At 34.4% G+C, this 13,571-nt stretch carries 14 protein-coding genes; all 14 read right to left on the bottom strand.

From position 1 onward, the window contains the following. Nucleotides 1-15: 15 nt before the first annotated feature. Entirely contained in the window at nt 16-285 is a 270-nt protein-coding gene (locus HZF24_RS11570) for an NAD(P)H-dependent oxidoreductase subunit E (RefSeq protein ID WP_179238483.1), read from the bottom strand. A gap of 291 nt (nt 286-576) precedes the next feature. Then, complete coding sequence (locus HZF24_RS11565; RefSeq protein WP_179238482.1) at nt 577-1,599, bottom strand: sugar kinase; 1,023 nt, start codon at nt 1,597-1,599, stop codon at nt 577-579. 12 nt (nt 1,600-1,611) lie between these two features. After that, nucleotides 1,612-2,580: a bifunctional 4-hydroxy-2-oxoglutarate aldolase/2-dehydro-3-deoxy-phosphogluconate aldolase gene (locus tag HZF24_RS11560; protein WP_179238481.1), complete on the bottom strand. Its 969-nt coding sequence runs from the start codon at nt 2,578-2,580 to the stop codon at nt 1,612-1,614. A 19-nt stretch (nt 2,581-2,599) separates the two neighbouring features. Continuing rightward, nucleotides 2,600-3,358, bottom strand: a complete 759-nt coding sequence (locus tag HZF24_RS11555; RefSeq protein WP_179238480.1) for an HpcH/HpaI aldolase family protein — start codon at nt 3,356-3,358, stop codon at nt 2,600-2,602. 13 nt (nt 3,359-3,371) lie between these two features. Continuing rightward, nucleotides 3,372-4,223, bottom strand: a complete 852-nt coding sequence (locus HZF24_RS11550) for a HesA/MoeB/ThiF family protein (RefSeq protein ID WP_179238479.1) — start codon at nt 4,221-4,223, stop codon at nt 3,372-3,374. After that, on the bottom strand, nt 4,214-4,483 hold the full coding sequence (locus HZF24_RS11545; protein ID WP_179238478.1) for a ubiquitin family protein: 270 nt from the start codon (nt 4,481-4,483) through the stop codon (nt 4,214-4,216). The genes HZF24_RS11550 and HZF24_RS11545 overlap by 10 nt, the downstream gene beginning before the upstream one ends. Before the next feature lie 14 nt (nt 4,484-4,497). Continuing rightward, nucleotides 4,498-4,908 (bottom strand): 4Fe-4S dicluster domain-containing protein, encoded by a 411-nt coding sequence (locus HZF24_RS11540; RefSeq protein ID WP_179238477.1) that lies wholly within the window; start codon nt 4,906-4,908, stop codon nt 4,498-4,500. Nucleotide 4,909: 1 nt separating this feature from the next. Then, nucleotides 4,910-6,838, bottom strand: a complete 1,929-nt coding sequence (locus tag HZF24_RS11535; protein WP_179238476.1) for an aldehyde ferredoxin oxidoreductase family protein — start codon at nt 6,836-6,838, stop codon at nt 4,910-4,912. A 76-nt stretch (nt 6,839-6,914) separates the two neighbouring features. Next, nucleotides 6,915-7,880, bottom strand: coding sequence for a sugar ABC transporter substrate-binding protein (locus HZF24_RS11530; RefSeq protein ID WP_179238475.1), 966 nt, complete (start codon nt 7,878-7,880; stop codon nt 6,915-6,917). Nucleotides 7,881-7,943: 63 nt separating this feature from the next. Then, entirely contained in the window at nt 7,944-8,675 is a 732-nt protein-coding gene (locus tag HZF24_RS11525; protein WP_179238474.1) for a flavodoxin family protein, read from the bottom strand. 41 nt (nt 8,676-8,716) lie between these two features. Next, complete coding sequence (locus HZF24_RS11520; RefSeq protein WP_179238473.1) at nt 8,717-9,694, bottom strand: ABC transporter permease; 978 nt, start codon at nt 9,692-9,694, stop codon at nt 8,717-8,719. Nucleotide 9,695: 1 nt separating this feature from the next. After that, nucleotides 9,696-11,204, bottom strand: coding sequence for a sugar ABC transporter ATP-binding protein (locus HZF24_RS19370; protein ID WP_179238472.1), 1,509 nt, complete (start codon nt 11,202-11,204; stop codon nt 9,696-9,698). Between the two features lie 32 nt (nt 11,205-11,236). Then, nucleotides 11,237-12,358 carry a DUF917 domain-containing protein gene (locus HZF24_RS11510; RefSeq protein ID WP_179238471.1) on the bottom strand — a complete coding sequence of 374 codons (1,122 nt, stop codon included), beginning with the start codon at nt 12,356-12,358 and terminating at the stop codon, nt 11,237-11,239. Between the two features lie 41 nt (nt 12,359-12,399). Next, nucleotides 12,400-13,563, bottom strand: coding sequence for a pyridoxal phosphate-dependent aminotransferase (locus tag HZF24_RS11505; RefSeq protein WP_179238470.1), 1,164 nt, complete (start codon nt 13,561-13,563; stop codon nt 12,400-12,402). Nucleotides 13,564-13,571 lie beyond the last annotated feature (8 nt).

Genomic DNA, 13,571 nt, shown 5'->3' with positions numbered 1-13,571 from the left:
TCCAAGTCTCTTCTGTCATTTCCTGATTTTGTTAACAATCTTCTCCATCACTGTCTGGCTTGTAGCATTATACATTGTCTCACCATCAATCACTACTATCGGCGCAACCTTTTCATCAGTGTTCTTGCAGAATCCCAAACACCTGATAGCTTCAACTTCCAGTTCTTCATCATTATAATTATCTGAATCCTCGCTGATAATAATTTTCAAATCATCAATCTGATCTAATATACTCATCGCTCCCAATAAAGTACAGTTTGAACCTACGCAGACTTTTACCTTCATTAATATGCCTCCAAACATTTTATATTCTTTGTTATTTTTTTATTATATAATATCAATAGCTAAATTTCTATATAAAAATCAATTATACTGATAATAATTGCATCGTATAATTGGTAATTAAATTATTATTTGTTAATAAAAGAACAAGAAATCCCAAAATACCTTTAAGTATATTTTTAGATTTCTTGTTACTTGTGTTTTTAAATTATTGCTTTATCCGTCATTCAACGGTTCCAGCGAGACCCGGTAACAACCTGAAAGGAATAGACCATGGTTAATCATTAATTAAATTTATCTTTGTACTCTTCCTGAACCGTCTCCACTTGCTAACTTTTTCACTTCGTCTACAGTAACGAAATTAAAGTCACCCTCAATCGTTTGTTTTAAACAGCTTGCAGCAACTGCAAACTCAATTGCATCTTCTGGAGCAAATCCATTTATGAAAGAATAAATCAAACCGGCTCCAAAGCTGTCTCCGCCTCCAACACGGTCAACAATATGTATCAAATAATTTTTTGATAAGAAAAATTCGTTATCTGTATATAAGATACCTGCCCAATTATTATCACTTGCAGATATAGAACCACGTAAAGTTATTGCAACTTTTTTTAATTCAAATTTATCAGCTAATTTCTTAGCTACTTCTTTATAACCTTCGTGATTAACTTTACCTGTAATTATATCTGAACCTTGTGCCTTTATTCCAAATACATCCGCTGCATCCTCTTCATTTGCGATGCAAACATCAACATAAGGCATCAATTTTGACATAACCTCACAAGCCTTTTTCTTGCTCCATAAATTCTTTCGATAGTTTAAATCACAACTAATAGTGATGTTTTTTTCCTTAGCAATTTTACATGCTTCTAAACAAATATCGGCTACATTATCACCTAAGGCAGGTGTAATACCAGTAAAATGAAACCATTCTACACCTTCAAATATGACGTTCCAATTAAATTCTTCCTTTAAAGCTGTGGCTATGGCAGAACCTGCACGATCGTAAACGACCTTAGACGGTCTCTGAGATGCACCTTTTTCTAGAAAATATATGCCAACACGATTTCCACCACGTACAATAGAGGAAGTGTTAACTCCATATTGTCTTAATGAATTGACAGCTGACTGGCCTATTTCATTATTCGGTAATTTTGTAACATAGCCTACATCGACACCAAGTGTAGCTAATGAAACAGCCACATTTGCTTCCCCACCACCATAAGTAGCCTCAAATCTGTTAGCTTGTACAAAGCGATAGTAATTAAAAGGTGCTAATCTTAACATTATTTCACCAAAAGTAATAACCTTGCTCATTGTCTTATTCTCCTATTTCTTTTTTTGAACTAGATGAACAGCAAAACCTGCTATCTCATCTTTAAAATAAATTGATACGTATTTACCCGAAGGATCCTTTTTACATGCATTATAGTTAAATTCAAATCCTTCTAACTCTAAATAATATATCGCACGTTCTATACTGTTCGTGCTAATTGCAATATGTCCATTTTTACCTAAGTATGGAGTTTTTGTAAACTCAAAAAACTCACTGGAAAATACTGAACTATTGCCATTTCTAACATTGAAATTAAACATTTTTTGCAATAAGCTTGCACTTTGCAAAGCATCTTTTTCATTCTCCATATTAATGCCAACATGAGCAAATTCAAAGCCTAGCATAGTAGCAATTGCTTGTTTTACTAAGTTTGTTATTTCATTAAAGCTACCTTCATTAATTAACTCTGATTTTACCATCCATGAGCCACCACAGGCGATTACTTTATTAAAGGATAAGTAGTTATTGATATTAGAAATGTTTATGCCACCTGTCGGCATAAATTTAATATTTGTATAGGGCGCTGAAATAGCCTTAATATAATTTAAACCTCCTGCTTGCTCTGCCGGAAAAAATTTAACTACTTCAAGACCTAATTCTAATGCCATTTCTATATCAGTAGGATTTGAGCATCCAGGTATAATTAGAATATTATTATTTATACAATGCTCAACTACTTTTTTATTAATACCAGGACTAACAATAAATTTGGCACCTGCATCAATTGCACGATCAACCTGTTCTACTGTAAGGACTGTACCTGCCCCAACTAACATTTGTGAAAACTCTTTTGAAATTCTTCGTATTGCTTCTTCTCCTTGTGATGTACGAAAAGTGATTTCTGCACATGATAGATTTCCATCTATAAGTGATTTTGCTAATGGTACTGCTTTTTCAACATCATCTATTTTTATTACCGGAATAATACCTAATTTGTAAATTTGTTCTAAAAGATTATTCATAAAAGATCTCCAATTATATTTATTCTTCCTTTATCATCAATAATATATTTTTACAGGTTTCATAAAATATTCCTACATCCACGGAATAAGATATATAAGAAACCCCTATATTTTTCCACTTAGTTGCATCATCAACAGCGTCAACAAATGTACCTGTTAAAATTCCTTTCTCAGATGCCCTTTTAATTATGTATTTCATTTTTTCTTCAACTAGGGGATGATTAATATTACCTGGTACTCCAATTGATTGAGATAAATCATATGGTCCAACAAATATTACATCTATTCCGCTAACATCTAATATCTCGTCCAAATTATTAATAGCTTCTTGACCTTCTAGCTGTAATATAACTAAATTATCATTTGCTTCTGATAAATATTTAAATCTATCTGTTGAACTGTAGTTAGATGCTCTAACAAAACGGCAAACTCCACGCTCACCTAAAGGCGCGAATTTTGAAGCTTTAACAGCAATTGCAGCTTCTTTAGAATTTGTAATTTGAGGTACCTGAACTCCTTGAGCACCAACATCTAACGCTCTACCAATTAAAACTTCATCAAGCTTTGAAACTCTGACTATTGGGCACAGGTTTACTATTTGTGCCCCTCGAATTAGATTTTGCAAAGCTAATTCATTTGAAGGTCCATGTTCTAAGTCTAATATGGCAAAATCGAAACCTGAATGTCCCACAATCTCAACAAAAGCAGGGTCACCAGTTTTCATAAAAGGACCATAAACACAATTACCCTCATTCATCTTCTTAAGTAATTTATTCATACAAGTCACCTTATTATTTATTTGTTATATCAAATGTTACTAAATCATTGGATAGCCAGTTATAATGCAGTAAACTACCGCTTAAAACATCTCCAATCCCACAAATAATTTTTACTAATTCACATACCTGAAGTGCCGCACATAGTATGGCAGTGGGTGCCGGATTTCCCAACAACATATTATTTGTATGTTTATGACTGTAAATTTCTTCTAGAAAATTATTATCAGGTGTTGCTACTCCCACATGGACTGAACTATTACCTATACTTCCGTGAATAAAAGGAATCATTAATTCCATGCAAGCTTTGGCAATATCTAAGCGGTCCTGGATATTATCAACAGCATCAATTACTATATCACTGTTAGAAAACTCTTCAATAAATTGATCATTATGCAGGAATATATTTTTATAAGAAACTTCAGTAGCACTGTTGATATCCTTTATTCTATCAGCTATTATTTCGGCCTTATGCTTTCCAATATTTTTTTCGAGGCATCCTATTTGCCTGTTTATGTTACTTTCTTCAAACACATCTCCATCAAAAAGCAGTATTTCACCAACACCTAATCTAGCACATAATTCACCAATATATCCACCTACGCCACCACATCCAATTATTGCAACACGGGATTTAAGTAACTTTTCTATGCCGGAGAGTCCAATAAATCTTGCTGTACCAATATATCTGTATGGTAGTATGTTTTGCTCTAATAAATATAATTCCGTTTGCCGAATGCTTTTGTTCAGCATTTCAGAAAGCTCATGAACATTTTTTATCCGCAAAACATACTTACCCTCTATTATTATTTTAGATTTATTTATATAGTTTTCTTCCATATTGCTATTGTCTACGATTATGCCCATCCTAAATACTCCATAATTATTACCTCTGTATCTTCTTTTACGGGGGTACTAAATCCATCTAAAGTTAGAGCACCTCTTCTATCAACTAGTATTACTACCTCTTTAGAAAGATCTCCATTTTTATCTAACAAAAATGCTAATTCCTCACCGTATTTTTTAATTATATTTTGGCACACTTCGCCTATTGTATTTCCGCCTATCTCGTCCCATGTAGTACCGGTTATTTTATTATAGGGTGAAACAAATCTAACTTTAGCCATAAATCATCCATCCATTACTCATATTTTAATGCACCGAGTCTGCAGAATTTAACACAGTGGGGATCACCATTACATAAATCACATATGGCAATATACTCGTTATTATTGGTATCGTTAGTATTACGAATTGCATTATGTTCACATGCATCAATACACATCTCACATAAAATACACTTATCTTTATTTACAATAACTGCACCAGTTTCTTCGTTAATAGATATAGCTTCTACAGGGCACACTTTAACGCAGTTTCTTTCCTCACATTGAATACAAAGTGTTGGTTTGAAACTTGCTCTTTCTTCCTTACCAATAATTCTAATGTTTGATAATTTATGTGAAAATGCTTTATGATGCATAAAGGAGCAGTTTAATACACAAGTATTACAGCCTGAGCACAACTTAGGATTAACAATTATTTTTTTCATATTAATACTCCTCCTTAATATGAACATATTTTGAATACTTTTCCACAAATTCTTCGAGGTTAGAATCTTTAATAATTTCTTTTGTTGGAAGTCCGCTTGTTACATCCCATTGATGCAATTCATAGTACCTATCTTTCATCATTTCAATATCTTCATGAGAATTTATTGCATTATCATGTTTAGCACCTTTAAGTTTTTCATTCATTAATCTCCATGGCAGCTTATCATCATTTCTGTCAAAGCCCATCATTCCAACACATATACGCTCCATAAGTATGGTACGTCTTCCGCCTTCCAATATATCCTCTTCTGTTACATCAATTCCTGTTGATGCGCTAAATAGCTCAGCTAAATCACTTTCATCCATCCAAAACTGTGCAGTAGTAGGAAATGCGCATATTCCTAATGAATCACCTGCTGCATAAATGTCCTCATGCCAACGTATTATTTCAGGTCTCTTTTCGGTAGTATGTGGATATGCATACTTCTCACTACCAGTTATTTTTTTAATCACTTCAACTCCAACAGCATCGCCACCAAACTCTGCTAAAGGCTCTGTGTTTAAATGGTCAGGACCACGGGAATTTATAGCAAACGCTAAAGCATATCCAAAAGCTGCTCTTGTTTCTACTCTTGATTGCTCTAATCCTTTTGCTTGTATTGCCCACTTGTATGAATCTTTTCCAATAATTTCAGATGCGACCTTAACCCCATTAGCTAGCAGGTCACCTACACCTTCTCTATACGCCATTCTTCTAGTTAATTCAACTATAGTATCTCCATTTCCCCAGCTCAAATCCAGTCCATCTGCTATCTCATCTGTAACCACACCTCTTTGTTTACATTCCATCAGCCATTGAATCATAGCCCCTGCAGATATAACATCCATTCCCAAAATATTACAATACTCGTTAGCCTTTAATACAGTATAAGTATCTGTGGTTCCACATCCTCCGCCAAAGGAAGATAATGTTTCGTACTCAGGTCCCCCTGTAAATGTGCCCTTATACTTACCCTCATCGATTGTACAGAATCTATGACATGATACAGGACATGTATAGCATCCAATCCTATTTTTTAACAATCCACTATCTACTATGTATTGTCCAGTTAAAGTTTCAACACCTTCAATTTGGTTTTCTTGAAAGTTCTTTACCGGAAATGCACCTATAGCATTTGTTGACTCTATCCCTATACTTGTCCCATACATTGTAAGACCCTTAACTCCCGGAACCTGATCCATCTTAGCACTTATTCTTGTAACTGCATTATAAAATTCCTCAGGTCTGGCTATTTCTACACATTTAGTGCCGTGAACAGCTATACATTTAAGGTTTTTAGATCCCATAACCGCACCACCACCACCTCTTGCCGCGGCATTATATATTGATGCATGTATGGATGCAAAAGCAACTTGGTTTTCTCCTGCCGGACCAATATTAGCAAGCTGAAGCTCTTCATCATTATATCTAGAACGCAATTCTGCATTTATTTCTCTGTTATCCATGCCCCACAAATCGCTGGCATCCAAAATCTCTACCTTATCATCTCTAATGTAAATATAACAAGGAGTTTCAGACTTTCCTTCTACTATTAAAATATCATATCCTGCATATTTTAATCCACCGCCAAAGTGCCCACCAACATTTGTTTTAAAGAAAGATTTTGTAACAGGACTTTTAAATATTATTGATGTTCTTCCGGAACAAGGAACCATAGTGCTAGTTAGCAAACCGGTTGCGAACATAATTGGAGAGCTTTCATCTTCCGGCGGTAATGTTTGGTCATATTCATTAATATAAATATAAGTTGCCAAACCTCTTCCACCTAAGGTTTTTTTAAGTACTTCCTGATCTGTAATTTCTCTTTTTTCAATTTCTTTAGTGCTTAAATTAACTCTTAAAATTGTTGCGCCATTTTTAGGTAACATTGCTGCTTACCTCCTTACTTTTATTTTCATGCCATTACCTGCAAACACAACAGATAATGGCATTATCATTTTTATATTACTCTGCAGGTATATTGTCCTTTGTAATTAAGATACCCGGGATAAATATCGATTGCTCCGGAATAGTTTTTCCATTTAATAAATCAATAACTGATTGCACACATGTTCTTGCTATTGTATCTGGATCCTGCGCTAAAGTTGCTATAAATGGACTATCAGCCTTTCTCATTTCTTTGTATGCCTCCGGGTCACCGTCAATACCTACTACAACTATGCTATCTTGTAAACCAGCTTCACGTATTGCATCAGCCGCTGCTACTCCGACACCATCAAATGTAGCATAAACAGCTGCTATGTCACCTGGATTAGAGTTTGCTTGCAAGAGAGATTCCATCTTATTTTTAGTATCTGGATAAAAATCAGGCCAAGCATATACAAAGCTGTATTTTACTTCTGCTTCTGGATACTTATCAACAACTGCATGCATTGCATCCTTTCTCATTCTTATCATACTACCGGCATCATTAACAATTTCTACAATGGTACCTTTCCCTCCAATAGCTGCCATCATTTGTTCTGCTGCCTCGGTACCAAGCTTAGTGTTATCGGAGGATACATAAACATCAACAAAATCTGCATTACCCGCATCCATTGAGCCTATTATTATGCCTTTTTCTTTAGCTTCTCGCAACACCGGAGCTACTTCATTTATATCGCCTTCTTCAATAATTATAGCATCACAACCCTGACTAATCATGTTTTCAATTGCCGTACTTCTAGCAGCAACATCACCAGTAACAGTTGCAAGTACTTCACAACCTAATTTCTGCAGTTCATCCTCTAATGCTGCTTTTCCTGCACGAGCGAAAAAGTTTGCCAGACCAAAATTATTTATACCTACTTTAAATGTCTTTTCTGATGAGTTTTGATCAGTGTTTTCTTGTGGAGCATTAGAACTTTGACAACCAGCCATGCTAAAAACTAACATAATACATAATGCAATACTTAAAATTCTTTTTAACATAATATTCTCCTTTTTTTACTTTATTTTAACGGTTAATAATCATCTGCTTTCTGTTATCCAGTTCTATTGTAAATTATCTCTAAAAGCTATATACACTGGATCATCAATCACTTTTCGACTATTAATTCCACCGTTTTTTAACAATATAGCTATATCTAATGCTCTTCTTGCTAAAGATTGGCTCGATGTAACCACTATACGCGAATCCTCTGTGCCGTCTTCATATTGCTCTTCTAAAGCATTTCTGTTTTCATCATTAGATGTCCACCCACCGGCACCTATATAAGATTCCCATAAATCTCCTGCCACAGGTACACAACCACAAATCATAGCATGATTTATAACCTGCGTAATGGTGTGTTCTTGACCCGAAAAGGCATGTACACCTTGTGCTATACAACCAACTACTTTAAGCGGTTTAGGTGCTGTAGTCATATTTGGAAATATTTCCTTATATCTACCAAACATACTGTTACCTAATCTATCAATGAATGCTTTCATTTGAGCCGGCATTCCCATATGATAAACGGGCACTGAATATATAATTACATCAGCATTTAACCACATGTCCTGCATTTCCTTAAAGTCATCCTTAATAATACAAATGCCATCCTTCATACAACCTTGACACATTACACAACCACTTAACTTTTTCCCACGTACTGAACAAATTTCTACTGAAACCTCTTCACCCAAATTACCTGCATGTATTTTAATTTCATCCATTGCTTTATTTAGTAAATATAAGCTGTTTCCCATACGCGGGCTTGCACAAAAACCTAATACTTTTATCATAACCGCCACCTACTTTTAATTAATTTATTTTTCTATGTTAATTAAGATTTCTTAAGTTTTCCACCTAAGTAAACCGAAGTTAAAACAGATAGAATTACTACCAGCCCCTTTGTTATATATTGGAAGTAATATTCAATATTAAGCATTGTTAATCCATTAGTAAGCATACATATAATAAATGCACCAATAAATGTACCTATAGCCTTTGGTTCTCCCTCTCCAAACATAGTAGTACTTAAAAATACTGCGGCGATAGTATCTAACATAAAGTCTTCACCTGCTAATGGCTGAGCAGATCCTAATCTAGATGTCAACATAACCGATGCGATTGCTAAAAATACTCCTGAAAATATAAATGTATAAAGTCTATATTTTTTTACATTAATTCCACCATATTGACTTGCTACTTTGTTACCTCCAATTGCATATATACGTCTTCCTAAACGAGTTTTCTCTAATACAAATGCAACTAAAACAACCAATATCAGCATTAAAATTACAGGGAACGGAATGCTGCCTATTTTACCTTGTCCAACAAATAAAGCTGCTTTACTCACATCTTGAGGAAACGACATGGGATTGCCTTTAGTTATAAGCATCTTTAATCCAACCGTAATAGTACCCACTGCAAATGTAGCAATAAAATCAGGTAATCCAATAATAGCTACTAACAAACCATTAGTTAAGCCTAATAAAACTCCTACTGTTAATGCACCTATAAGCGATAGCATAAAATTATTTGTAGCAATCAGTATGGCACCGAATGTTATATTGATTAATCCCGCCGCATTTCCTAAAGACATATCAAAGCCTCCGGCTGCCATAACAAAAGTAAAACCAAGAGCAACAACTGTCAGCATACTCATTTGTCTGAGTAACATTAGCTGATTATTTATTGTAAAAAAATTATTAGCAAATACTGAAAAAAACACAAATACAACAAGCCCAAACAAGGCTGTACCATACTTCTTTGAAAAGTGTAACCAATCACGCGACTGTATTTTATCACCTTTAATCATCCTAGCATCCTCCCAACATTACCTTGCAGATTTTTTCTTCAAGGTTATCTTGATTTGTTGTAAATTCACCAACTATTTCGCCATCTTTCAATACAATGATACGATCACAATTGTAAATCAATTCAGGCAAATATGATGACATTATAATTATAGATTTTCCCTGTTGGGAAAGCTCGTCCATTAATATATAAATATCTTCTTTAGCTTTTATATCTATTCCTTTTGTTGGTTCATCAAAAACGCCGATTTCAAAATCGCCAACTAACCATCTTGATAAAATTACCTTCTGCTGGTTACCCCCACTTAAGTACTTTATCATTTGTTCGGGACCTTGAGTTTTTATTGATAGCTTGTCTATATATTTTACAGCAGAATTATATTCACTTTTTGAATTAAGCACTCCGTTATTTGACCATTTTTCTAAATAGGTTAAAGTAACATTTTTTGATACTGAAAAGTTGGGAATAATCCCCTGCAGCTGTCTTTCTTCAGGTACTAAAGCAATTTTATTTTTGATTGCATTATCCGGAGTTGGCGTTATTTTATTACCATTCACTACTATTGAACCGGATTTAACTTTATCCAGACCAAATATTGCTTTTGCTATTTCTGTTTTGCCGGCACCAACAACACCTGCTATGCCTAGCATTTCGCCCTTTTTTACACTGAAGTTTACATGCTTTAGTAAGTCAGTAGAAACATCTTCAAACCTCAGTATTTCTTCTTCTTGTGCACAAGACTTTTCTCTTATATAACTGTTATATGTTTTTTCTCCCAACATATTTGAAATAATACTATCAATAGTTATTTCTTCCTTTTCTAAAAGTGCCACCTTTTTTCCATCACGGAAAACTGTAACTCTATCTGCAATTTCTTTTATTTCTTCGAGATTGTGAGAAACATAAATTATAGAAATCCCTTGTTCCTTTAACGTTGTAATTGTGTTTAACAAGCTTTTTCTTTCTTCCTGACCCAAAGCTGTAGTAGGCTCGTCAAATATGATAATATCAGGCTTATAAACTAAGACCTTGCATATTTCAACAATTTTCTTCATTGCTGTATTTATTTCTGATGTTGTTTTATCAATATCAAGTTCTACACCCAGACGATTTAAAACCTCAACAGCACATTTCTTCATTTCTTTACTATCAATTATCTTTAAACCCCCAACAGACTTTTCAAGTTCTGATCCAACAAACATATTTTCATAAACCTTGAAATAAGGGACTAAGTTTATTTCTTGATGAACTGTACGTATTCCACTACTTTCACTATGTTCAACACAAGTAAATTTTATTGGTTTTCCATTTATAAAAATATTTCCCGAGGATTGACAATGGACTCCTGATAAAATCTTAATAAAGGTCGATTTACCTGCTCCGTTTTCCCCAACTAATGCATGTATTTCTCCGCGTTTTAAATCGAAATCAATATTATTTAAAACCCATACACCATTAAATTCTTTGCCAATGTCCTTTACCTCAATAACATTTTGATTAATGTTGACCACATCCTTTCTATTAAGTCTAGCATTTTTAGTTGTTATAGATTTTCAAAAGGAATGTATTCTAATTCGCTATATCCATATCTTGCAGCACCATATGCAATTTTACCTATTTCAGTTTCCATACATTCTCGAATTCTTTCATGGCATGGTGTACATACTATTGACATAGCAAGTCCTACTTTATGGTCTATACTGGGAATACCATATCCCGTTTCTGTGTCTAACATAAATGCACAATCAGGGAACATAATGGCTAACTTATCATCAATCCAAACTGCCATAGATTCATTCTTTACAACCATTTTTAATTTTTTCCCGGAAAATTGACCCTTTCCATCCATTGTAAGGTTTGTAAGGTAGAAACCACCTCTGTCCTCTCCTTCTAAATGGCTAATTACGCCTTCAAATAGTAATTTGCCATCTACGGTCTTTCTAAATGCCTCTACCGGGTTTTCACCTTTTATATTAGCGTTTTCAATAACCTTACCAAATTCAATTGCTCTAGTTACTGTATATGGTACACAAGAACGTTTTAACTCTGCACCTGACATTGGATAATGTGCATTTGCACCAAATCCGCCACCCTTTACAACAATAAATCTTCCTACTTCATCTGCATATGTAGGAGTGTTTCCTTTCATTACAATGGTTGTATTTCCATAGCTATCTAACAAAGGCATTGGGTAAAGATCTATTCCATGCCCTATAAAAGATGCCATCTGCGTCTCAGGACAACTTCTACCACATGCATCCCCATTAATCATAGGTATCCCAAGTCTTGCAGCTGCTGACATAATAACCGGAGTATTTAATGCTCCAACCTCAAATGGAATAAGATAATCTACTTTTCTTCCCTTAATTTTTTCCATAGCCCTAATAGCATTTACTAACGGGAAGTCCTTTTCCCAACCTAATGTTGTATCTACAAATGACAAATCATCAAGGGACTTTACAGATCCCATTATTCCTCCACTACAAATAAATGCGTCATCTTCAATATCTTCCGGATTAACGATTTCATATACTCTTCCGCGATCCAAATCATTTTCAAGAATTACTTTACCCCACTCCGGTTCTCCACCGCCACCGGTACCATAAATTGTAAGACCCTCTAAAAAAGGTTTGATATCCTCTCTTTTAAATATTATTTTAGACATAAAACTTCCTCCCAATTATTTTGTAATCTTTTTCATTAATATTAGTTTTTTAATTTACTTACATAATTTCTGATTTTTTCTAAAGCAATTATTAGGTTTTCTTCTGAATTTGAGTATGCTACTCTTACAAAACCTTCACCGCTAGGTCCAAATGCAGAGCCTGGTATTACTACAACTTGTTCTTGCTCTAATAATCCTTCAGCAAATTCTAGTGATGTCTTGCCTAATCCTTTTATATTTACAAATGCATAAAATGCACCTAATGGCTTTAAGCAAGAAATGCCTTCAATACTATTTAACCCATCTACTATAATATTACGCCTTTTTTCATACATGTTTACCATACTTTTAACTTCACACATAGTGCTAAGAGCATATTTAGCGGCTCTTTGAGCAGGTGCCGGTGCACAAGCAACCAAATTTTCCTGCAGAACTATAAGCTTTGCAATAATTTCCTTCGGTCCTATTGCAAATCCGATTCTCCAACCAGTCATAGCAAAGGTTTTTGATAAACTGTTTACAATCAATGTCCTTTCCTTCATACCCGGTAACGATGCAATAGATTTATGTTTATTACCATCATATAGCAATTCACAATACACTTCATCTGAAATAACAAATAAATTGTGTTTTACGGCTAATTTGGAGATCTTCTCCATATCATCTTTAGACATTACTGCACCAGTTGGATTATTAGGAGAATTAATCATAAGCACTTTAGTCTTGTCAGTGATATATTTCTCTAAATTTTCTGCTTCAAAAATAAAATTGTCTTCTTCTCTAACGGGCACCTGAACAGGCACTCCTCCAGCAAATCTAACTTGAGAACAATAATTAAGCCATTGCGGATCTTGAATAATTACTTCATCACCCTCACTTACTATAGCCAGAATTGCCATAGCAACAGCCCCCATTCCACCACATGTTAATATTATTTCATTACTTGGGTTTGATTCAATTCCATAGCTTCTAACGTAGTCTGCAACAGCCTCACGAACGTCTAAATCACCCGCATTTTGTGTATAATGGGTCTTTCCCTCCAGCATTGCATTATAGGCACAATCAATTATTTCCTTAGGTGTATCAATATCCGGTTCCCCTATACCTAAGTTAATTACATTCGAATAATTCTTTGCCTTATCAAAGAATCCCCTTATACCACCTTGTTTTAATGCAATAGCTCTACTGTTTAAAAAAGATTCCATATTTCCTC

The sequence above is a fragment of the Sedimentibacter hydroxybenzoicus DSM 7310 genome (assembly GCF_013403245.1).
Classification (GTDB): Bacteria; Bacillota; Clostridia; order Tissierellales; family Sedimentibacteraceae; genus Sedimentibacter; species Sedimentibacter hydroxybenzoicus.
The sequence above is the reverse complement of the archived record's forward strand: the minus strand, read 5'-3'. Positions and strand labels throughout refer to the sequence as shown.